This is a genomic window from Corynebacterium sp. AOP40-9SA-29, assembly GCF_052377405.1.
Taxonomy (GTDB): domain Bacteria; phylum Actinomycetota; class Actinomycetes; order Mycobacteriales; family Mycobacteriaceae; genus Corynebacterium.
In genome coordinates this window covers 113,293-135,767 of record NZ_JBQSWR010000006.1, presented here as the reverse complement: position 1 = coordinate 135,767, position 22,475 = coordinate 113,293, and the positions used below count along the sequence as shown (strand labels likewise).

The 22,475-nt window shown below is 66.0% G+C and carries 21 protein-coding genes; 1 reads left to right on the top strand and 20 read right to left on the bottom strand.

Features of this window, described 5'->3' with window-relative positions:
* Positions 1-7: 7 nt before the first annotated feature.
* The 16 genes from nucS to rho form a co-directional block, all read right to left on the bottom strand.
* Positions 8-709, bottom strand: coding sequence for an endonuclease NucS (gene nucS / locus ACT3SZ_RS11700; protein WP_444618812.1), 702 nt, complete (start codon positions 707-709; stop codon positions 8-10).
* Between the two features lie 10 nt (positions 710-719).
* On the bottom strand, positions 720-1,145 hold the full coding sequence (locus ACT3SZ_RS11695) for a DUF2550 domain-containing protein (protein WP_444619038.1): 426 nt from the start codon (positions 1,143-1,145) through the stop codon (positions 720-722).
* A 255-nt stretch (positions 1,146-1,400) separates the two neighbouring features.
* Positions 1,401-1,775, bottom strand: a complete 375-nt coding sequence (locus ACT3SZ_RS11690; protein WP_444618810.1) for a F0F1 ATP synthase subunit epsilon — start codon at positions 1,773-1,775, stop codon at positions 1,401-1,403.
* A 12-nt stretch (positions 1,776-1,787) separates the two neighbouring features.
* On the bottom strand, positions 1,788-3,236 hold the full coding sequence (gene atpD / locus ACT3SZ_RS11685) for a F0F1 ATP synthase subunit beta (RefSeq protein WP_444618808.1): 1,449 nt from the start codon (positions 3,234-3,236) through the stop codon (positions 1,788-1,790).
* Positions 3,237-3,238: 2 nt separating this feature from the next.
* Complete coding sequence (locus ACT3SZ_RS11680) at positions 3,239-4,219, bottom strand: F0F1 ATP synthase subunit gamma (protein WP_444618806.1); 981 nt, start codon at positions 4,217-4,219, stop codon at positions 3,239-3,241.
* 61 nt (positions 4,220-4,280) lie between these two features.
* Positions 4,281-5,915 (bottom strand): F0F1 ATP synthase subunit alpha, encoded by a 1,635-nt coding sequence (gene atpA / locus ACT3SZ_RS11675; protein WP_444619036.1) that lies wholly within the window; start codon positions 5,913-5,915, stop codon positions 4,281-4,283.
* 76 nt (positions 5,916-5,991) lie between these two features.
* Positions 5,992-6,810: a F0F1 ATP synthase subunit delta gene (locus tag ACT3SZ_RS11670; protein WP_444618804.1), complete on the bottom strand. Its 819-nt coding sequence runs from the start codon at positions 6,808-6,810 to the stop codon at positions 5,992-5,994.
* A gap of 5 nt (positions 6,811-6,815) precedes the next feature.
* A complete protein-coding gene (locus tag ACT3SZ_RS11665) occupies positions 6,816-7,373 on the bottom strand; it encodes a F0F1 ATP synthase subunit B (RefSeq protein WP_444618802.1) in 558 nt (185 codons plus the stop codon).
* A gap of 89 nt (positions 7,374-7,462) precedes the next feature.
* Positions 7,463-7,708 carry an ATP synthase F0 subunit C gene (locus ACT3SZ_RS11660; protein WP_444618800.1) on the bottom strand — a complete coding sequence of 82 codons (246 nt, stop codon included), beginning with the start codon at positions 7,706-7,708 and terminating at the stop codon, positions 7,463-7,465.
* Between the two features lie 86 nt (positions 7,709-7,794).
* Entirely contained in the window at positions 7,795-8,595 is an 801-nt protein-coding gene (atpB, locus tag ACT3SZ_RS11655; RefSeq protein WP_444618798.1) for a F0F1 ATP synthase subunit A, read from the bottom strand.
* 299 nt (positions 8,596-8,894) lie between these two features.
* Positions 8,895-9,362, bottom strand: coding sequence for a hypothetical protein (locus ACT3SZ_RS11650; RefSeq protein WP_444618796.1), 468 nt, complete (start codon positions 9,360-9,362; stop codon positions 8,895-8,897).
* Positions 9,363-9,410: 48 nt separating this feature from the next.
* Positions 9,411-10,610, bottom strand: a complete 1,200-nt coding sequence (locus tag ACT3SZ_RS11645) for an MraY family glycosyltransferase (protein WP_444618794.1) — start codon at positions 10,608-10,610, stop codon at positions 9,411-9,413.
* A 2-nt stretch (positions 10,611-10,612) separates the two neighbouring features.
* Positions 10,613-11,287 carry an L-threonylcarbamoyladenylate synthase gene (locus ACT3SZ_RS11640; RefSeq protein ID WP_444618792.1) on the bottom strand — a complete coding sequence of 225 codons (675 nt, stop codon included), beginning with the start codon at positions 11,285-11,287 and terminating at the stop codon, positions 10,613-10,615.
* Between the two features lie 55 nt (positions 11,288-11,342).
* A complete protein-coding gene (locus tag ACT3SZ_RS11635; RefSeq protein ID WP_444618790.1) occupies positions 11,343-12,332 on the bottom strand; it encodes a N5-glutamine methyltransferase family protein in 990 nt (329 codons plus the stop codon).
* 7 nt (positions 12,333-12,339) lie between these two features.
* The gene (gene prfA / locus ACT3SZ_RS11630) at positions 12,340-13,425 is read right to left on the bottom strand and encodes a peptide chain release factor 1 (protein WP_444618788.1); all 1,086 of its coding nucleotides are present in this window, start codon (positions 13,423-13,425) and stop codon (positions 12,340-12,342) included.
* Complete coding sequence (gene rho, locus ACT3SZ_RS11625) at positions 13,418-15,346, bottom strand: transcription termination factor Rho (RefSeq protein ID WP_444618786.1); 1,929 nt, start codon at positions 15,344-15,346, stop codon at positions 13,418-13,420. The genes prfA and rho overlap by 8 nt, the downstream gene beginning before the upstream one ends.
* 471 nt (positions 15,347-15,817) lie before the next feature.
* Here rho and ACT3SZ_RS11620 point away from each other — a divergent pair, with 471 nt between their 5' ends.
* Positions 15,818-17,635: a long-chain fatty-acid--CoA ligase gene (locus tag ACT3SZ_RS11620; protein WP_444619034.1), complete on the top strand. Its 1,818-nt coding sequence runs from the start codon at positions 15,818-15,820 to the stop codon at positions 17,633-17,635.
* A 23-nt stretch (positions 17,636-17,658) separates the two neighbouring features.
* Here ACT3SZ_RS11620 and thrB read toward each other — a convergent pair whose 3' ends face one another.
* From thrB to lysA, 4 genes are all read right to left on the bottom strand, one after another.
* Entirely contained in the window at positions 17,659-18,600 is a 942-nt protein-coding gene (gene thrB / locus ACT3SZ_RS11615; RefSeq protein ID WP_444618784.1) for a homoserine kinase, read from the bottom strand.
* On the bottom strand, positions 18,597-19,679 hold the full coding sequence (thrC, locus tag ACT3SZ_RS11610) for a threonine synthase (protein WP_301441827.1): 1,083 nt from the start codon (positions 19,677-19,679) through the stop codon (positions 18,597-18,599). Before thrC ends, thrB begins: the two co-directional genes overlap by 4 nt.
* A complete protein-coding gene (locus tag ACT3SZ_RS11605) occupies positions 19,679-21,001 on the bottom strand; it encodes a homoserine dehydrogenase (RefSeq protein ID WP_444618782.1) in 1,323 nt (440 codons plus the stop codon). Before ACT3SZ_RS11605 ends, thrC begins: the two co-directional genes overlap by 1 nt.
* Positions 21,002-21,068: 67 nt before the next feature.
* Positions 21,069-22,466, bottom strand: coding sequence for a diaminopimelate decarboxylase (gene lysA, locus ACT3SZ_RS11600; RefSeq protein WP_444618780.1), 1,398 nt, complete (start codon positions 22,464-22,466; stop codon positions 21,069-21,071).
* Positions 22,467-22,475: the final 9 nt, after the last annotated feature.

Below are 22,475 nucleotides of genomic sequence, written 5' to 3'. Positions count from 1 at the left end.
GCCTACGTCAGAACAGGCGGAGCTCGTCGGACTCCACCCCGCGCATCGCCTGGTAGTCCAGGGTCACGCAACGGAAACCACGGTCCTCGGCCAGGGTCTTCGCCTGGGGCTTGATCTCCTGTGCAGCGAAGACACCCTGCACCGGGGCCAGGAGCTCGTCGCGGTTGAGCAATTCCACGTACCGGCTGAGCTGCTCGACCCCGTCGATGCCGCCGCGCCGCTTGATCTCCACGGCGACGGATGCGCCATCGGCGTCGCGGGAGAGGATGTCAATCGGGCCGATCGCCGTCGGGTACTCGCGACGCACCAGGGTGTAGCCCTCCCCCAGGATGTCGATCTGCTCGGCGAGCAACTCCTGCAGGTGCGCCTCCACGCCGTCCTTGACCAGACCCGGATCCTCCCCGAGCTCGTGGGAGGTGTCGGAGTAGACCGTGCTGATCTTGATGGTGAGACGTTCCTTCTTCGGGTTCTCCACCGTCCACACCGCCTCGATGCCCTGTTCAGCGAGGTCGTCGGGAACGTCGTCGCCCTCGGCCACACTCAAGGTGCACGGCGGCGTCATCCAGTTCAATGGCTTGTAGGCACGGTCGTCGGCGTGAATGCTCACCGAGCCGTCCGCCTTCACCATAACGAGGCGGTCAGCTTCCGGGAGATGGGCCGCAAGGCGCCCGTCGTAATCGACGGAGCAACGGCAGATGACCAAACGCATGAGGGACAGGCTACCGTATGCCCCGTTTCCTCACCGTGCGCAGGTCCGAGCGGATCATCCGCTCCGAGGGGGCGGACTCCAACCAGGAGACCAATGCGGTATCACCGGCATCATCAAGGGCGACCTCCCACGTATTGGTCCCGTCCTCCAGGGTCATCACGTGCAGTTCCGACTCCAGGAACGCCGACTCACGGTCCGTGATGGGACGCCGGTCGGTGATCTCGGTGTGGTGGCGATTGAGCTGGAGGTCGGACTCCGGGCGGACCGAGCGTAACTTGTACACGCGCGCGATACCGCTTCCATATACAAGAACCCCGTGGCGCCAGTGCCTTGCGTCCTGGTTAGGAAGGCTTCTGACAACCACGGGGATACCCCTGCTGCGGAGGGTGAGGAATCTCGCGCCGGCGATTATCACGCCACACGCAAGAGCGATCACTACGACAGTGATCAGAATATTCAACAGCACCAGTCACGCCCCTTCTCGGCCGCGTCCCTCCCCACGGTGGTCATCCGTGCGGGCGGGGTCACGCCTTAGAACTTTTCGTCGATATTACCGCCGTTCGGGGGCAGTACCAAAAGGAATAGATAACGCAGGGCGCTGATCGGAGATTCCCCTGTGGGAGCACAACAAAAACCGGGCCGGCCACCTCAGTGAAGAGGTGGCTGGCCCGGCAGCAGGCTGGAGCGGCTGTCAGCTCTCCTGCAGACGCTTCACGGCGCGAAGTTCGGACTCTGCCAGCTCGCGCTCCTCCTCGGTCGAGGCATCGCGGACGCGAGCCTCGGCCTCGGCGGTGTCGACCTCGTGGGCCCACAGCGCGGAGTCAGCGAGGATGGTGATCTTCGACGTGGACACGGACAGGAAACCGCCCTGTACCGCGGCGACGAAAGTCTCACCCTCGGTGGTCCGGATGACCACGACACCGTTGTCGACCAGCTGGCCGAGCAGCGGCTCGTGACCGGGGAGCACGCCGATCTCGCCCTCGGTGGTCTGTGCGGTGACGGAGGTGGCCATACCCGACCACAGCATCCGCTCCACGGCCACCAGTTCAGCGGCAATCTCAGCCATGTGCGTGACCCCTTACTTCTCGGTGAGCTTCTTGTAAGCGGCTTCGACGTCGTCGAGTCCACCCAGACCGTCGAAGCACTGCTCCGGGTAGGCGTCGAACTCGCCGTCGCAGATGCGCTCGAAGGCGTCGATCGTGTCCTCGAGGGGCACGAAGGAGCCGGGGATGTCGGTGAACTTCTGCGCGACGTAGAAGTTCTGACCCAGGAAGCGCTCGATACGACGGGCACGCTGGACGGTGATCTTGTCCTCTTCGGACAGCTCGTCCATACCCAGGATGGCGATGATGTCCTGCAGTTCCTTGTTCTTCTGCAGAACACCGATCACACGCTGGGAGACCGCGTAGTGGCGCTCGCCGACGATGCCGGGCTCCAGGATGCGCGAGGTCGAGGTCAGCGGGTCCACCGCGGGGTAGATACCCTTCGAGGCGATGGCACGGTTGAGCTCGGTCGTCGCATCCAGGTGGGCGAAGGTCGTCGCCGGTGCCGGGTCGGTGTAGTCGTCGGCAGGCACGTAAACGGCCTGCAGAGACGTAATCGAACGGCCCTTGGTCGAGGTGATTCGCTCCTGGAGCACACCCATCTCGTCAGCCAGGGTCGGCTGGTAACCCACGGCGGAGGGCATACGGCCCAGCAGCGTGGAAACCTCAGAACCGGCCTGGGTGAAACGGAAGATGTTGTCGATGAACAGCAGCACGTCCTGGTTCTGAACATCGCGGAAGTACTCCGCCATGGTCAGACCGGACAGCGCCACGCGCATACGGACTCCCGGGGGCTCATCCATCTGGCCGAAGACAAGGGCGGTGTCCTGAAGGACGCCCATCTCTTCCATCTCCAGGCGGAGGTCGGTGCCCTCACGGGTGCGCTCGCCGACGCCGGCGAACACGGAGGTACCGGAGAACTCGCGGGCGATACGGGTGATCATCTCCTGGATGAGCACCGTCTTACCCACACCGGCGCCGCCGAACAGGCCAATCTTGCCGCCCTTGACGTACGGGGTCAGCAGGTCGATGACCTTGATGCCGGTCTCCATGAGCTCCGTGCGGCCTTCGAGCTGGTCGAAGCTAGGGGCCTCACGGTGGATGCCCCACTGCTCGCCGTCACGGCCGAGGCCGGGCTCGTCGAGGCAGTCACCGAGGGCGTTGAACACGTGGCCCTTGACGACGTCGCCCACGGGCACGGAGATCGGACGGCCGGTGTCGATGACCTCGGCGCCACGGACGAGTCCGTCGGTCGGGGCCATGGAGACACCACGGATGATGTTGTCACCGAGGTGCTGAGCGACCTCCAGAACGATGGTCTTAGCCACCGACTCCAGAGTCACCTCCACCTCGAGTGCGTTGTACAGTGCCGGCATTGCGCCACGCGGGAACTCCACGTCGACGACAGGTCCGATGACTCGGACCACGCGACCGGCAGCAGTCGATGCGGCGCTGTCGCGCTGCACCTCAGTAGCTGTAGTCATAGTTAGTCACTTTCTCCGCTGTCGGCGAGCGCATTGACGCCACCGACGATCTCTGAGATTTCCTGGGTGATCTTTGCCTGGCGCAGCTGGTTGGCGACCCGGGAGAGGTCGTTGACCAGCGCGGTGGCGTTGTCCGTCGCAGCGGACATTGCGGTACGGCGAGCAGCGGACTCACTAGCGGCGGCTTCCAGCATCAGGGCGAAGATACTCCGGGAGACGTACTGCGGAAGCAGTGCCGTCAGGAGCGTGTCCGCATCCGGCTCGAAATCGACCTCGGCGCTGACGTTATCGCTGGCATTGGAGAGCATGTCCTCCCCGGTCTGCAGCGGCTGGTCGTCCTGCTGGGTCGCGATCGGCAGCATGCGAACCGCACGCGGTGTCTGAGTAAGCATCGACTCGAACTTCGTGTAGACCACGTGGAGTTCGCCGAAGCCGGTCAGCTCGGTGCCTTCCGGGACGTTGAGCCCGTCGCGCCAGTGCACGCTGCCCTCGTCGCCGGCGGTGAAGCCGTCGATGAGGTGGCGGCGGAGATCATGCGTCGCGGCGTAGTCGGGGTCCTGGGAGAACCCGGTCCACGACCCGGCGAAGTCGTCACCACGGAAGCTGTAGAAGGTGACTCCCTTGGAGCCGGCGATGTACAGGACGACGTCCTTGCCCTCGCCCTCGAGCCGCTTGCGCAGCTCGGCGGTCTTCTTCAGCACATTGTGGTTGTATCCACCGCACATGCCACGGTCACTCGTGATGACGAGGATAGCGGCGCGCTTGGCCTCGGCCTCAACGTCCAGCATCGGGTGGTCCAGTGAGGACGCGGATGCGAGACGCTGGATGACCCGAGTGATCTCGTCGGCGTAGGGCTGGGAATCGCTTACGCGAGCCTGCGCCTTGGTGATCTTGGAGGTCGCGATGAGCTCCTGGGCCTTCGTGATCTTCTTCGTCGAGTTAACGGACTTGATCCGTCCCCTCAGTTCGCGAAGTGTTGCCATCGCTGCTACCTCCCTTCTTGTGTGTACTCGGTCTGTGCAGTCATCGTTTTAGTTCCCCGCGCTACTTCTTGCGGGAGACGCTGATCTGCGACTGGTCGAGATCCTCGTCAGCCAGTGCCTGGGCTTCCGGCTCGTTGATGACCGGGGTGCCGTCGGTGGACTGGAACCCGCGCTTGAAGTCGGCGGTCGCTGCGACCAGTGCCTTCTTGGAGTCGTCCGACAGCGGCTTACCACCGTTGATCTGCTCGTAGACATCGGTGTTGTTGGCGTGCAGGAACTCCCACAGCTCCGACTCGAAGCGGCGCACGTCGACGACGGGGACCGTGTCGAACTCACCCTCGCCGGCGAGGAAGATGGAGACCATCTGATCCTCGACAGCCTGGGGCTGGGTCTCCTTCTGCTTCAGCAGCTCGACGAGACGCTCGCCGCGCTCCAGCTGGGCCTTGGAGAACTCATCCAGGTCGGACGCGAAGGCCGCGAAGGCCTCCAGGTCACGGTAGGCGGCGAGGTCCAGTCGCAGGTTACCGGCGACCTTCTTCATGCCCTTGGTCTGAGCGTCGCCACCCACACGGGAGACGGACACACCGACGTTGATGGCCGGACGGACGCCCTGGTTGAACAGGTCGGACTCCAGGAAGACCTGGCCGTCGGTGATGGAGATGACGTTGGTGGGAATGAACGCACCCACGTCGTTGGCCTTGGTCTCGATGATCGGCAGTGCCGTCATCGAGCCGGCGCCCTCTTCGTCGGACAGCTTCGCCGCACGCTCCAGCAGACGGGAGTGCAGGTAGAAGACGTCGCCCGGGTATGCCTCGCGGCCCGGCGGGCGGCGCAGCAGCAGGGAGATGGCGCGGTAGGCCTCGGCCTGCTTGGTCAGGTCGTCGAAGATGATGAGGACATGCTTTCCCTCGTACATCCACTGCTGACCCAGGGCGGCACCGGCAAACGGTGCGAGCCACTTGAAGCCGGCGGAGTCGGATGCCGGAGCTGCCACGATGGTCGTGTAGTCCAGGGCACCCTCGTCCTCGAGGGTCTGACGCAGCGCGGCGATGGTGGAGCCCTTCTGGCCGATCGCGACGTAGATGCAACGCACCTGCTTCGTCGGATCCCCGGAATCCCAGTTCTCGCGCTGGTTCAGGATGGTGTCGATGCAGACGGAGGTCTTACCCGTCTTGCGGTCACCAATGATCAGCTGACGCTGGCCACGGCCGATCGGGGTCATCGCGTCGATGGCCTTGATGCCGGTCTGCATCGGCTCGTGCACCGGCTGGCGCTGCAGCACCGACGGTGCCTGCAGCTCCAGGGCGCGGGTCTCGGTGGACTCGATGTCACCGCGGCCGTCGATGGGCTGACCCAGGGGGTTGATAACCCGGCCGAGGAAGTTCTCCCCCACCGGGACGGACAGGACATCTCCGGTCCGCTTGACTTCGTCGCCTTCCTTCAGCGACTCGTAGTTACCCAGGACCACAACACCGATTGAATCGGTCTCGAGGTTCTGCGCGACTCCGATGAGACCGCCCGGGAACTCAAGCAGTTCGTTGGTCATCACGGAGGGCATGCCCGAAACCTGGGCAATGCCGTCCGCTGCCATCGTAACCACGCCGACCTCCTCACGGGAGGCCTCCGCGGAAGTGCTTGAGGTGTAGTTCGCAATCGCGCTACGGATCTCATCGGAGGAGATCGTAAGCTCCGCCATGTTCTTCCTGCTCTCGGTATCGTCTTCCAGCATTACGTGAATTATCTTGTCGATCGAGGTTCGATCCGGGTGCGGACTAGGCGAAGGCCCGACGCATGCGCTCCAGCTTTCCAGCTGTGCTGCCGTCGATCACTTCGTCGCCGACCCGGATGACCGCGCCACCGAGGAGGCTGGTGTCAACCTCGGAATGAACGGACATCGCGGAACCGTAGATCTTCTCCAGCTTCTGGCCCAGTGCCTGCTCCTGAGACTCCGACAGAGCCGAGGCGGAACGGACGCGGGCAACCCGACGTCCGTCCAGTCCGGCTGCGAAGTCACACAGTGCGTCAAGGTCCTCGACCGGACGCGCGACGGGACGGCCGATCACCTGAAGCGCGAGGGCTTCGGCGATGGCACTGACGTGTCCGTAAAGGACCTTCGCCAGCAGTTCCCGACGTCGTTCTCCGGACGCCAGTCGGTCGGCCAGGAGCATCTCCAATTCCGGCTCCCGCTCGAGGAGACGGGCAATGTCGAAGAGCTCGGTGGCAACCTTCTCGCTCTGACCCTGCTCATGGGCTGCACGCAGCAGGGCACGGCGGCCCAGCTCGACCAGCCCGTGGCGCAGGTCCCGGGTGTTGGACCAGGTGCCCGTGACGACCTGCGAGACAACCTCGCGGGTGGTCGTGGAAACCTTGTCCGCCAGCAGCCCGTCGGCCAGTGCGGCGCGACGGTCGGCCGGAACAGTCTGGTCCACCAGCGCCGTGCGCAGTGACCGGTCGCTGTCCAGGAGGTCTGCGACCTCGAACAGCTCGGAACCGGTTGCTGCACCGGCGGCGGCGGTGTCGGTTGCACTGGACAGTGCACCGTCCAGCGACTCAGTCAGCTGGTCCAGGGTTGTTCTGCTCGCTGCGTGCACGGGCCTCACTTCCCCGATCCGACGCTGTCGAGATCAGCGAGGAAGGAGTCGATGGTTCCGGAACGCTTGACGTCGTCCGAGAGCTGGTCGCCCAGCAGACGCTCGGCGAGGTTGATGGAGTTCTCCCCCATCTCCTTACGCAGATCAGAGACGACGGACTCGCGCTGCGCGAGCAGCTGCTTGTGGCCGGACTCGATGATGCGGTTGGATTCGTCGGTCGCCTGCGTCTTCATGTCAGCGATGATCTTCTGACCCTGGGAGCGGGCGTCGTCACGAATCTGGGAGGCTTCGGTGCGGGCCTCGGCCAGCTGGGCGTTGTACTTCTCCAGCGCGGCCTTGGCCTCGTCCTGTGCCTGCTCGGCACGTGCGATGCCACCCTCGATCTGGTCGGTGCGGTCAGCCATGACCTGCTTGACCTTGGGAAGAACGAACTTCCAGAAGATCACGAAGATGATGATGAAGCTGACAAGGGACCAGACGATGTCATACGACTTGGGGAGCAGAGGGTTGATCTGCTCCTCCAAAGGCAGCTCGTCGGCTGCCAGAATGAGGTAGTTCGTCATAGTCTCCAGCTTTCGCTCTTGAGTGTGATTTCAGTCTGCAAAACCAATTGCCCGATATGTGTCGTTACTTCGACATCGGGCTCGGCAAACTAGAAACCGAAGAGGAAGCCGGCGACGAGGCCGATGAGAGCGAGGGCCTCGGTGAAGGCGATACCCAGGAACATGGTGGTGCGCAGCTGGCCGGCCATCTCGGGCTGGCGAGCCATGGCCTCTGCGGTCTTGCCGACCAGGATGCCGATACCGACGCCGGGGCCGATGGCGGCGAGGCCGTAGCCGATCGAACCGAGACCGGTCAGGTTGGTGGTGGCGTCCTGGGCAAGGAGCAGCTCGTTCATTAGGATTACGTTCCCTTTCGTGTTGCTCTGTTCGGGGTGCTATGGGTAGCTGGACAGAGCGGAGTGAGTTGAGATGTGTGTAGGGGTCAGTGCTCGTCTGCGTGCAGCGACTGCTCGATGTAGACCGCCGTCAGCAAGCTGAAGATGTAAGCCTGCAGGAAGATGATCAGCATCTCGAACAGCGTGAAGGCGACTGCCGCAACAAGGGTGCCCGCACCGAACAACGTCCAGCCGTTAAGCTGCCAGAAGAAGAAGTTCGTTGCGCCGAACAGCAGCACGAGAACGATGTGGCCGGCCAGCATATTCGCCATGAGACGAATGGTCAGCGTGACCGGACGCAGGACGAAGGTCGAGAAGAACTCGATCGGCACGACCAGCAGGTGCAGCGCCGGGGGCAGGTTCGGAATGACCACGGAGGACTTCACGAACTTGGCAAACCCGTAACGCTTGGCACCGGCGTAGATCATGGCGATGTACGCGACCGCCGCCAGGATGATCGGCATGCCGATCCTGGCGTTGGCGGAGATGTTCAACGCCGGTATGACTGCCGGCAGGTTACCGATGAGAACCACGAAGAAGATGGTGGCGATGATCGGCAGGAACCGCCGACCCTCCTTCTTCCCCAGGATCTCCTCGGCGACATGAATACGGACGAAATCGACAGCGTATTCTGCTACGTTCTGCGCACCTCGTGGGATTAGCTTCGGCTTACGGAAGGCATACAGAAAAAAGGCCGCCAGGATGACGATCATCAGAAGACGGATGATCATCAGGCGGTCTACTGCAAAAATTCCGTTCGCGAAATCACTAAACCAAAGCTGGTCAGGATGCACGTCCCCCGGGAAGAATTCAGGTCCCAATTCAGGCGCGTGAAACTCACCCTTCATGGCCAAGGTTGTAACGCTCAGCGTTCTCTCCCGTGGTTTGGGCCGCGTGATTGTGGGTCAGGCGGTGCGATGGAGGATGTCAGGAGTTCCCGGAACCGTGGACTCCGTCGCACATCCGCACGGTACCGGGGGTGATATACCAGGATTGCTCGCGGGCACGCGTGACCGCGTGGGTCCGCCTACCTGATTACCCGCGGGAGATATTACCAGCAGTCCGCGCAGGTGCGCGAACCAACTCCCCCCATCCCCCCGGATCAGACGATGCCCCGGCTCCCTGCCTGTGCCCGCCACCCCCGAGTTTACACGTTCGTCACATTCGTCCGGATGATGCCGATGGTCTCCGCCCCCAGCGCGACCACCAACGATACGATCACGGTGACCCCCATGGCAGTGTGGTCAAAGAAGTCCATGTCACGCAGCACCAAGAGGACGCCCAGGACGACGACGATCTTGATCAGCCAGGAGCCCAACGTGACGATCATCGTAGTCTGCACAGTCGTGTTGGAAGTCAACAGGACAACACCCACTGTCGCCAGCACGAAGCCTCCACCAACCGCAGCACCGATCAGAACTCCCCAGAGCCCCTCGAGGCCGCGGAAGTTGCCCCACAAGGCCAGGGAGATCACTGTGATCACTAGGAGCCCGATCGCTCCCAACCTGGCGGCGTTCAGCAACGGGCGCCGGTGGTCGGCCAAATCCCCATCTGACTCGTTGATCTCGGGGAGGTCGGCGGGGTCAGTCGTCTGCTCGCTGTTCTGCTCATTCACGGGGTACAGCCTAGCCGCCCTGCACGGCGGCAACCTACCCGGCCGAACCTACCCGGCCGCGACCGCGTTCGTGCTACCGCTGGAGCCTCCATGCGTAGCGTCCTCACGCTCGCGCCACAGCGGGACGGCGGTAAATGCCGTCGCCAGCAGGATCGCGACGCCGAAGACGATTGCGGCGATCGGCAATGGGAGCACCGTGGATCCCACCGCCCCGAGGGCGACCACGCCGACCCACGTGTAGAGCACCAGCACGACCTGCTTCTGAGAATGACCCAGGCGCAATAGTCGGTGGTGCAGGTGCTGCTTGTCTGGGGCGAAGGGGCTCTTGCCCGCCTTCAACCGGCGGACGACCGCCATCAGCAGGTCGAGCATCGGAATGAACAGTGCGGCGATCACCACGAGCACCGGGGTCATCAGCGCCAGGAAGTCCGCAGGCCCGTAGAGCGCCATGTTGATCCGTCCGGACGCCGAGACGCTGGCCGCCGCCAGCAGTAGGCCAATCAGCATGGACCCGGAGTCCCCCATGAATATCCGCGCCGGCGAGAAGTTGTGCGGCAGGAAGCCCAGACACACGCCCAACAGGCCGGCGGAGATCATCGCCGGTGGGTAGGCGCTGACCGTCCCGCCCTGGTCATGCAGGATCGTCAGGGAGTAGATCAGCAGCGTCGCCGCGGCGATCGCGCCCAGGCCGGCGGCCAGACCGTCCAACCCATCCACGAAGTTCATCGCGTTGATGATCGCCACCGTCAAGAGGGCCGTCAAGATCGTGGACTGGACCTGGTCCAGGATCAGCGTGGTGCCGTCGCCGAACGGCGAGTAGATCAGGTACCAGGACAGCCCGGCCAGGCTCATCGCCACTGAACCAGCAACCTGGCCGCCAAGTTTGAGCACCCAGGAGATGTCGAAGAGATCATCAACCACCCCCACGATCACGATCACGAAGGCGGCGGCGACGACCGCGACCATGTCGGGGGTCACCGGGGGGAACCCACGATTCAGTGCCGGCAGCTGATTGGCCACCAGCACGGCGACCACGAAGCCGGTGAACATCGCCACCCCGCCAAGCCGCGGGGTCGGCACGGTGTGCACGTCGCGGGAGCGCGGGGCGGTCATGCGTCCAAACCGGATCATGATCATGCGGATCACACCGGTAGTCAGGTACGTGGTGACCAGGCCCACGAGCAGGATTAGCGCCAGCTCACGGAACGGCACACCCACCCCGGACCAGGACGCCGCGGACAGCTCCATCCTCAGTTGCCCCGGGCGGAGTCGTCGGCGAGCAGCGCCTCGGCAGACACGCCCAGCACCTCACCGACCCGGTCGGCGCTGATGGCACCGTCGCGCAGGATGCGCGGACGGTGACCGGACAGGTCCACGATCGTGGAGGCCGTGCCGATGGACGCCTCACCGGCGTCGAGGTACACCGACACCGAGTCACCGAGCTGCTCGCGTGCCTCGGCAGCGGTGAGCGCGGCCGGGCTACCGGAGATATTCGCACTGGAGACCGCCATCGGCCCGGTCTGCTGCAGCAGCTCGATCGCCAGCGGGTGCAGCGGCATGCGCAGCGCCACAGTCCCGCGGGTGTCCCCCAGGTTCCACGGCAGGCTCGGTGCCTGGTGGGTCACGATGGTGAGCCCGCCGGGCCAGAAGGCTTCGGTGAGCAGGCGCACCGTCTCGTTGTAGTCGCGGACCAGCCCGGCGACGGTGTCCCACGAGCCGATGAGGACGGGAACGGGCATGTCGGGGCCACGGTGCTTGGCACGCAACAGAGCGGCGACAGCATCATTGTCGAAGGCGTCGGCGCCGATGCCGTACACCGTGTCGGTGGGGGTGACCACCAGACGTCCGGCCTTCACCGCGCTCAGTGCGGCGGCGACACCGCTCTGCTTGCCCTCGTCCTCGTTGCAGTCGTAGGTCTGTGCCATGCTCCGCGCCGTCCGTCCTCTCGTGTCCTTAGTTGATTACCTTAACCCGTTCACTCTAGCCCCGTGCGGGCTTGTGTCCGGGATCGCGGTGCACCTGTCCGGTGACAAACCTGTCGCGACCAGCGAAGTCCTGGTGTTGTTCCAGCTCAGTGATGCCCACGCCGGCCAGGATCTCCCGAACGTCTGCACCGGTGCTGTCATCGTGTTCGACGGCCACGCCGGCGCTCGGGGCGGCGACGAGGTCGATGACCTCCGCCAACGGACGCATAAGTTCCAGGCCGTCGGCCCCGGAGAATACCGCGGCGTGCGGGTCACGGGCGACCTCCGGGGAAACCTCGGTAGTCTCCGGGACGTAGGGCGGGTTGGACGCCACGATGTCGGCGGAGGCGACGAGCCCGAGCGCCACAACGTCGTCCGACGTGGCGACGTCCGCCCGGTGGAACTCCACTGTGATGCGCGGATCCACGTGGCCCTCGGCAACCCAGGTGCGGTGGTTGACACGGGCCTGCTCCACGCCCTGGGCGGTGATCTCCAGGCCGATGACGCGCACGTCGACAGCGTCAACTATCCCTCGGGCACTGAGTTCATGGGCCACCCCCAGGGCGATCGTGCCCGGCCCGGAACACAGGTCGACGATGGTCAACGTGGGTTCCAGCAGACGGGCGAAGAGCGGGTCCTCGCGCAGCGCCACACGCCGCTGGGCCTCGCCAGCCACCCAGTCGATCAGCAGGTCCGTTTCGGGACGCGGGACGAACACCCCCGGGCCGACCGTCAGGTCGATCCCCGTGACCGTCCCGTACCCCAGGATCCACTGCAGCGGTTCGCGCTCCACGCGACGCTGCAGCATCGTGGCGAAGGACGCCGGCACGGCGTCACCGCCGCGCATCACCAGGTCCAACGGGCCGACGTCCACACCCGATTCGGCGGTGAGGGCGGCGGCCATGAGCACGCGCGCATCGTGCGCGGCGGACTCGACCCCGGCCGAGGACAACGCCGAGGAGGCGTCCCGCAGCGCCGCCGACACGCTCGCAGCGTCCTGCGTCACTGTGGTCCTACTCCCCCGCCTCGAGGCGGCTCTGACGCTCGGCCTCGCTCAACGCGCCGAAGAGCGCGTCGAGGTCACCGTCGAGGACGGCGTCGAGGTTGTTCGCCTTGTAGCCGATGCGGTGGTCCGAGACGCGCGACTCCGGGAAGTTGTACGTCCGGATGCGCTCGGAACGATCCATCGTGCGGATCTGTGCGGCGCGTCCCTCCGCGGCCGCAGCGTCCGCCTCCTCCTCCTTCATCTGCTGGAGGCGTGCGGCGAGCACCTGCATGGCGCGCGCACGGTTCTGGATCTGGGAACGCTCCTTCTGACACGTCACCACGATGCCCGTGGGCAGGTGGGTGATGCGCACCGCCGAGTCGGTGGTGTTCACGCCCTGACCACCCTTACCGGAGGAGCGATAGACGTCGACGCGGATGTCCTTGTCGTCGATCTCCACGTCCTCGACCTCGTCGGGCTCCGGGTAGACCAGCACGCCGGCGGCAGAGGTCTGGATGCGGCCCTGCGACTCGGTCACCGGGATACGCTGCACCCGGTGCACGCCGCCCTCGTACTTGAACACACTCCACGCGCCGTCGCGGCTGGGCTGCTTGGAGCGCACGGACATGGTCATGTCCTTCACGCCGCCCAGGTCGGTCTCGTTGACGTCGAGGACCTCGAAGGTGAAGCCGTGCTTCTCACCGTAGCGCTGGTACATACGTGCCAGCTCCCCGGCGAACAGTGCGGCTTCCTCGCCACCGGCACCGGACTTGATCTCCATGACCACGTCCTCACTGTCGTGGGGGTCACGCGGGGCCAGCAGGTCGGTGAGCTTCTCCTCGAGGCCCGGCAGGTCCGCGGCGAGGCGGTCAGCCTCGGCGGCGAAATCCGGGTCCTCGGAAGCCATCTCGCGGGCGGCCTCGAGGTCGTCGCGGGTCTCGACGAGCTTGTTGTAGGTCTGGATGACCGGCTGCAGCTCGCTGAAACGCTTGGCCACGCGGCGGGCCGCGGTGGCGTCATTGTGCAGTTCGGGGTCGGCCAACTGCATTTCCAGGCCCTGGTACTCCGACAGGATGTCGTCGACCTTGGAGGGGGAACCGGCGAACTCACTCATCGTCGTCCTCCCCGGCCAGCGGTGCGGAGGAGGCGATCTGCAGCATGAAATCGCGGTTCGTCTTCGACTTGCGCAGCTGCTTGTTCAGCAGCTCGATCGCGGCCTGCGGGTCGAGGGCGGAGAGGATACGGCGCAGCTTGTGCAGCAGGCGCGCCTCGTCCGGGCCGAGCAGTAGTTCGTCCTTGCGGGTGCCGGACGGGTTGACGTCCACCGCGGGGAACATGCGGCGCTCGGCGATCTTGCGGTCCAGCTTCAGCTCCGCGTTGCCGGTGCCCTTGAACTCCTCGAAGATCACGGTGTCGCCGGCGGAGCCGGTCTCGACCATGGCGGTGGCGATGATGGTCAGCGAGCCACCGTCCTCGATGTTGCGGGCCGCGCCGAGGAAACGCTTCGGCGGGTACAGCGCGTTGGAGTCCACACCACCGGAGAGGATGCGGCCCGATGCCGGCGAGGAGTTGTTGTACGCACGGCCCAGACGGGTGATGGAGTCCAGCAGCACCACAACGTCCTTACCCTGCTCCACCAGGCGCTTCGCCCGCTCGATGGCGAGCTCGGCGATGGCGGTGTGCTCGTTCGGCGGACGGTCGAACGTGGAGGCGATGACCTCACCGCGCACGGAACGCTGCATGTCGGTGACTTCCTCGGGACGCTCGTCCACCAGGACGACCATGAGGTAGCACTCCGGGTTGTTCACCGTGATGGCGTTGGCGATGTCCTGCAGGATCGTGGTCTTACCGGCCTTCGGCGGGGAGACGATCAGCGCACGCTGCCCCTTGCCGATCGGCATGATCAGATCGATGACACGGGTGGTCAGGATCTTCGGCTCGGTCTCGAGACGCAGGCGCTGGTTGGGGTACAGCGGGGTGAGGTTGTTGAACTTCGGACGCTGCGCGGCCTGGCCCGGGGCGAGACCGTTGACGGTGTCGACGGAGTTCAGCGGGGTGTACTTCTGACGGTTGCGGTTGCGTCCGCCGCCGCCTCCGGCCTGCTGCGCCTTGGCGCCGGGACGGATCGAGCCGGTGATCGCGTCGCCGTGACGCATCCCGAACTTGCGCACCATCTGGATCGGCACGTAGACGTCCGTCGGGCCGGCGTGGTAGCCGGTGGTGCGGATGAAGGCGGTGTTGGCGTCGGCGAAGTCGAGGATGCCGGCGACCGGGGTCGGCGGCTCGTTGTTGCCGCCACCGTTCTGGCCGGCGTTGTTGCCGCCGTCGTTCTGGTTGTTCTGGTTGTTGCGGTCGTTCCGGTCGTTGCGATCGTTGCGGTTACCGCGCTCGTTGCGGTTGCCCCGGTTGCCGCGCTCGTTCCGGTCATTGCGGTCGTTCCGGTCGTTGCGGTTGCGGCCGCCGCGCTCGTCGGAGTTCTGCTGGTTACCGCCTTGGTTACCGCCCTGGTTCCCCCCTTGGTTCCCCTGGTTACCGCCCTGCTCACCCTTGCCCCGGTTACGACGGTTGCGACGGTTACGGCGACCGCGACGGCCCCCCTCCTCGTCAAAATCATTCCGGTCGTTCCTGTCGTTCCGGTCGTTCCGGTCGTTGCGCTCCGACGTGCCCTGGTCCTCGGTCGCCGGAGCGTCCGCCGCACTGCGGTCAGCCTTCTGGGCTTCCTTCTGGGCTTCCTTCTGGGCGTCCTTCTCGGCGGGAACCTGCTGCGTCATCGGCGACTCCTGGGTCTGCGGTGCATCCTTCGCGGGCTTGGTGTCCTTGGCGGGCTTGGCGTCCTTCGCTGGCTTGGCATCCTTGCCAGCCGAACCACGTTGACCGCCGATCCCGGCGCTCGCAATCGCGGCGACCAGATCCCCCTTGCGCATTCCAGAGATCCCCTTCAATCCCTGCGATGTCGCAATCTGCTTGAGTTCCGCCAATTTCAGGGAGGCAAGCCCGTCGTTCTGTGCCCTGGAGACGATGTCCGGCAAAGTCACAGGTGTCCTTTCGGTTCACCTCCCCCTGCCCACCGGCCCGCGGTCATTGCCGCAGTCCGGTCCCTGTCCCCGTGGGACCGCACGCCCAGGTGGCGTGACCGGTCGCTGACGGTGGCAGAACAACGGAAGGTGACGTGCTCGAGTGAGTCGTCGTTTTATGTGGAATGGATGTCACGGTGCGCGCGGACAACAGGTCCGGCGCCGGGGCAGACGAACACTCCCGGCGATTGGTGATGTCGGTGCGGTGTACCCGCGTGGATCTCCGTGACTCCGGATGACCGCCCACCGTCTCGGACCGATTCGGTGACCCCGGAAATTCCTGGGGTCGTCGGGATGGCGATGGTCGGTTCTCGTCAACGATGGTACCACCCCGGCATACCGGTGGTGCTAATCCACGCACCGACGCGGAGGTCGTCCGGCAGGACGCACGGTGCGTCCCCTATCCTTGAGATCATGGACGGCACCCACCACATGGACGCACGCACCGGATCAGAACCGGCCCCCAGCACCGCGCCGCTGACCGTGTCGACGATGCACGAGTATCCACTGACCATGGCTTCCATACTGGAGTACGGACGCGTCGTCCACGGCGTGACAACCGTGCGCACCTACTACGGCGACACTCCAGAGGACACCACCTTCGCCCAAATCGGTGGACGCGCCGCCGCCCTGGCCCACGCGCTGACCGACATCGTCGGCGTGGAAACCGGGCAACGCGTCGCCACGTTTATGCCGAATATCACCGAGCACCTGGAGTCGCTATTCGCGGTGACCTCCATGGGCGCGGTACTGCAACCGTTGAACTCCAACCTCGTCGCCGACCAGCTGGTGCACATCATCAATCACGCTGGTGACCAGGTGATCATCTGCTCGCCGAGGCTGTCGCGTCGTCTCGTTCCAGTGATGCCAGACTGCCCCGACGTCCACACCCTGATCGTCACCGGCACCGGCGGGGACGCCGCACGCAGTGAACTCTCCGACCTGCTCACCGACGCAGGACGAGGCAGTATCCGTGTCCTCGGGTACGAGGAAATCCTCGACGGTTACCCCACCAGCTACGACTGGCCGTCGGTGGAGGAGACGTCCCCCGCCGCACTGCTGTACTCCACCGGCACCACCGGCGCGCCGAAGGGCGTCGCCTACTCCCACCGGTCGCTGTGGCTGCACGCGATGAACCTACGAACCTCCGACTCCTTCGGAATCCGCAATGGACACAGTTTCCTGTGCGCGGTCCCCATTTTCCACGTGTTGAGCTGGGGCGTCCCCATTGCCGCATTCATGGCCGGCACCCCCCTGGTGTTCCCGGGCGGTGCCGCCGGACCCGCCCACCTGGCGCACGTCATCGCCGACGCCATGCCGCGTATGGCCCACGGCGCGCCGAGTGTGTGGATGCAACTGGTCGTCCACTACCAGCACACCCCACCGGAGAAGATGAGCCTGCAGGAGATCATCTCCGGCGGTGCCCCGGTACCCCCCGCCCTGATCGACGCGTGGGAGGAACGCTATGGCGTGGACATGATCCACGCCTGGGGAATGACCGAGACCGGCCCGGTCGGCACGGTCGCGCGCACGCCCGTCGGCGTCGGCGGTGCGGCCCGGCGGCGCTACCGCGACAGCCAGGGCCGCTTCCCCATCGGCATGGAGTTCCGCGTCGTCGGTGAGGACGGCACCGTGCAGCAGCCCAACGACCGCTCCAGCGGCGAGATTCAGGTACGCGGCAACTGGGTGACCACCGACTACCACCACTCGCCGGCCTCCGCCGAGGGTGGGGCCGCCCACGTCTTCCGCGGTTCCGACGTCGACGACAATGACGATGCCGCAGGACGAATCACCGACGACGGCTGGTTGCGCACCGGCGATATCGGCACCATCACCCGCGACGGCTACCTCACCGTGCACGACCGCCAGACCGACACCATCCGCTCTGGCGGCGAGTGGATCTACTCGGCAATCCTGGAGAACATCGTGATGGAGTCCGAGGTAGTCGCCGAGGCCGCTGTCATCGGCGTGCCGGATGAGCGGTGGGGACAGCGTCCCCTCGCTGTCGTGGTGACCACCCCCGGAGTGGAGCGTGGACGCGAAACCGCCGAGAAACTCGCCGCCGCAGTGGCCACGAAGGTACCCCGGTGGATGGCACCGGAGTACTGGACGTTCGTCGACCGCATCGACAAAACCTCGGTGGGCAAGTTCGACAAGAAGGATCTGAGGGCCCACCTCACCGACGGCGAGTTCGACGTCATTAAGCTGCGCGGCCCCGGCGAGCCGAAGCCCGCCGGGGAAGAGCAGTAGAGGTCAGTAGACGTCCGAAGAGGCTAGTGGATCTCGACGCTGGCACGGCGTCCCACGCCGGTCTCCAATACGTCGATATCGCGGCCTCGGGCCTCGTTGAGTAGCGCGGGGTCGACGGGGTTGGTCGACAGCACCATCACCGTGGGGCCGGCACCGGACAGGAACGCCGGGAAACCAAGGTTGCGCAGCCGGTTCACCCACTCGGTGGTCACCGGCAGCACCTCGGCCCGGTAAGGCTGGTGCAGCCGATCGCGAGTGGCCTCCCACAGCAGGTCGGGATGCGAACTCAGCGCCAGCGGCAGCAGTGCCGCACGCGACACATTGAAGCGGGCGTCCTGATGCGAGACGTCACTGGGCAGCACGCGGCGCACCGCCTCGGTGGAGGCGTGGAAATCCGGGATCAGCGCGGTCGCGGTGATGTCCGGGTGCACCGGCACGGCGACGGCATGGTACTCCGGGGCGCTACGACCGTCCACGGGGATGTTCGTCCAGGACACCACTCCCCCGCCGAGCACGCAGGCCGCGGCGTTATCCGGGTGACCCTCAAACGCGGAGGACAGCTGGATCAGCGTGTCGTCGTCCAGCGCACCGGTGGCGTATTCGCCGCCGGCCAGGGCGCTGGCGGCAGCAACCCCGGCAACGGCGGCCGCAGCCGAGGAGCCGAGTCCGCGCGAGTGCGGGATGTTGTTGTGGCAGACGATGCGCAGCCCGCCCACGCTCACGCCCGCCTCACGCAGGCCCGAGCGCAGGGCGCGGACCACCAGGTGACGCTCGTCGAGGGGGACCTCCCCCTCGCCCTGCCCGTGCACGGAGATGTCCAGGCCGGCGTCGGTGGACTCCACCTCGACGGTGTCGTACAGGCCCACGGCCAAGCCAAGGGTGTCGAAACCCGGACCGAGGTTCGCCGTGGAGGCCGGCACCGTGACCGTCACCCGACGTCCGGCGGCAAGCGTGCGCTCGGTCATGCGAGTTCCAGTGCCTCTGCCACGGCGTTGGTGTCCACGTCGATCGGAGTGGGCTCCGGCATTTCGCTGAGCGCGGTCGTCGGATCCTTCAGACCGTGACCGGTCACGGTGCAGACAATGCGCTGACCCGGCTCGATCGATCCCTCGGCGTGGGCGGCGAGCAGGCCGGCCACCGAGGAGGCGGACGCTGGCTCGACGAACACTCCCTCACGGGCGGCGATCAGGCGGTAGGCCTCGAGGATCTTCTCGTCGGTGGCGGCACGGAAGGATCCGCCGGACTCCTCCTTCGCAGCGACGGCCTGGTGCCAGGACGCCGGGTTGCCGATACGGATGGCGGTGGCCACGGTCTCCGGCTCGAGCACCGGCTCACCGCTGACCAGGGGTGCCGCCCCTGCAGCCTGCACACCGAGCATCACCGGACGCTTCGTGGACAGACCGGCCTCGGCGTACTGCGAGTAGCCCTTCCAGTAGGCGGTGATATTGCCGGCGTTGCCGACCGGCAGGGCGTGGATGTCGGGGGCGTCGCCCAGGGCGTCGACGATCTCGAAAGCAGCGGTCTTCTGGCCCTCGATACGCATCGGGTTGACCGAGTTGACCAGGGCGATCTCCGGGAAGTCGGTGGTGGTCTTACGCACGAGCTCGAGGCAGTCGTCGAAGTTGCCACGCACCTGGATGATCTTCGCACCGTGCATCACGGCCTGCGACAGCTTGCCCTGGGCGATCTTGCCCTCGGGGATCAGCACGGCGGAGGCGATGCCGGCACGTGCGGCGTAGGCCGCAGCGGAAGCCGAGGTGTTGCCGGTGGAGGCGCACATCAGCACCTTCTTGCCGGCGTGCACGGCGTCGGTGACCGCCACGGTCATGCCGCGGTCCTTGAAGGAACCGGTGGGGTTGGCGCCCTCGACCTTCAGCCACACATCGCACCCGGTGACCTCGGAGATGTGGTTCGCCCGGATCAGCGGGGTCCCACCCTCGTTGAGGGTGACCGGCTCCCAGTCCGCGGCGAAGGGCATCCAGTCGCGGTACTCGTTGATCAGGCCGGTCCAGTGGTGGAGCACCGGGGTGCGGTTGTCGGTCATCAGTTGCCTTCCATTCGGATCACGCTGTTGACTGCCTTCACGGCGTCGAGGTTCTTGAGGTTGTCCACGGTGGACTCCAGGTCGCTCTCGGCGGCGTGGTGGGTGATGACGACCAGGCGGGCCCCGTCGTCACCGGCCTCCTCCTGACGCACGGTCTTGAGCGAGACGCCCTGCACGGAGAAGGTGGAGGACACCTCGGCCAGCACCCCGGGACGGTCCTCGACGACCATGTCCACGTGGTAGCGGGTACGCACCGAGCCGAAGTCGCCGACCGGCAGGTTGGCGTAGGTGGACATGCCCGGCGCACGTCCGCCGTGCACGATATTGCGTGCGGCGGCGACCACGTCGCCGAGCACCGCGGAGGCGGTGGGCGCGCCACCGGCGCCATTGCCGTAGAACATGAGGCGTCCTGCGTACTCGGCGACGACGAAGATGGCGTTGAAGGAGTCGCCCACGCTGGACAGCGGGTGGTCCAGCGGGATCAGCGCGGGGTACACGCGCGCGGAGATCGACTCCTCACCGTTGGCGTCGACGAGACGCTCGCAGATGCCCAGCAGCTTGATGGTGCAGTCGGCGGCCTTGGCGGCGGCGATGTCGTCGACGCTGATCGAGCGGATGCCCTCGATGTGCACATCGTCGATGCTGACCGGCGAGTGGAAGGCCAGCGACGCGAGGATGGCGGCCTTCGACGCCGCGTCGTAGCCGTCGACGTCGGCAGAGGGGTCGGCCTCGGCGTAGCCCAGTGCGGTGGCCTCGGCGAGCATCTCGTCGTAGGACGCGCCGCGCTTGTACATCGCGTCGAGGATGAAGTTCGTGGTGCCGTTGACGATGCCCATGACCTGGTTGACCTTGTCACCGGCCAGGGAGCGACGCAGCGGGCCAACCACCGGGATGGCCGCAGCCACGGCGGCCTCGAAGAACAGGTCGGCGCCGGAAGAGTCGGCGGCCTCGGAGAGTTCATCGGCGTGCGCGGCGACCAGCGCCTTGTTCGCCGTGACCACGGACTTGCCGGCGCGCAGGGCGGCGAGCACCACGGTGCGCGGGTAGTCGATACCGCCGATGACCTCGATGACCAGGTCGATGTCCTCGCGGCCGACCAGGCCGAAGGCGTCGTCGGTCAGCAGCTCGGAGGGCACGCCCGGGCGCGGCTTGGAGAGGTCGGAGACCGCGATGCCGCGGACCTCGATCGGCCCGCCGATGCGTGCGGTGAAGTCCGCCGCGTTGTCCTCGAGGATACGGAGCACCTCGGTACCCACGGTACCCATGCCCAGCAGCGCTACGCCGACGGTGGGCGCGGCATTGTTGTCAGCCTGATCAGCCATTACTCTCCCGTTGTTGTGTCGTGTGGGGTTGCCCCGCGTGAAGATTCGTTTTCCTGATGATAAACCATCAGAAATTCTCGAGTGCCATGACGTCCGCCACTGTCTCCCTGCGGATCATCTCCCGGGACTCCCCGTCGGAGACGACGACCACCGGGGGCCGGGTCATCATGTTGTAGCGCGAGGACATCATGTAGCAGTACGCCCCCGTCGCCGGGATGGCGAGCAGGTCGCCGGGGACGATGTCGTCCGGCATGAGGGTGTCGTTGACCAGGATGTCACCGGACTCGCAGTGGCTGCCGACCACGCGGGTGGCTACCAGCTCGCCGCTGGCCTCGCGGTTGGCCAGACGGCAGTCGTACTCCGCCTGGTAGAGGGCGGGGCGGATGTTGTCGCTCATGCCGCCGTCCACGGAGATGTAGCGGCGCACGGTGTCGTCGGAGGTGTGCACGTCCTTGACGGTGCCGACCCGGTAGAGCGTGACGGTCGAGGGACCGACGACCGCGCGGCCCGGCTCCACGTTGACCACCGGCGCGGCGACCCCGTAGGACGCGGCCTTCGCCGCGACCCGCTCCAGCAGATCGCCGGCGACGGCCTCGACGTCGAGGGCCTCCTGGTCGGGGGTGTAGGCGATGCCGTAGCCGCCGCCGAGGTCGAGCACGTCGAGGGCACTAACGTCGTGCGTGGACTCGCCGCTGACGAGGCGGACCCACAGGCCCAGCAGGCGGTCGGCGGCCAGGGCGAAACCGTCGGCGTCGAAGACCTGCGAACCGACGTGGCAGTGCAGCCCGCGCAGGCGCAGCCCCTCGGTGGACAGGCAGGTCATGCAGGCGTCCTCGGCCGAGCCGGAGGCCAGCGAGAAGCCGAACTTCTGGTCCTCGTGGCTGGTGGCGATGAACTCGTGGGTGTCGGCGTGCACGCCGGGCTTCACGCGCACCAGGACGTCCTGACGACGTCCCTCCTGACCGGCGATCTCGGCGACACGCTCGATCTCGATGACCGAGTCGATCACGAGGAGCTCCACACCGGCGCGCACGGCGGCGGTGATGAACTCCCGGTTCTTGTTGTTGCCGTGCACGGTGATGCGCTCCGGCGGGAAACCGGCGGCCAGGGCGACGGCGAGCTCGCCGTGGCTGGCCACGTCGAGCGCCAGGCCCTCCTCGTCGATCCAGCGGCACACGGTGCGCGACAGGAATGCCTTGGACGCGTAGTGCACCCGTTCTCCCCCGCCGAAGGCGACGGCGAGACGACGGCAGCGCGCACGGAAGTCGGCCTCGTCCATCACGAACTGGGCGGTGCCGTGGCGCTCGGCGAGGTCGGTGACGCGGTTGCCGGCGATGACCAGCTCGCCTTCGCTGGTACGTCCCGAAGACATCGGGAAGACGTGCGCGGGAATCTTGTTGAAGTCCTCGAGAGTCTCGGTGCGCTTGCGCAGCGGGATCTGGGGCAGGTGGACGTCAGGATCCATGGTGGAAGG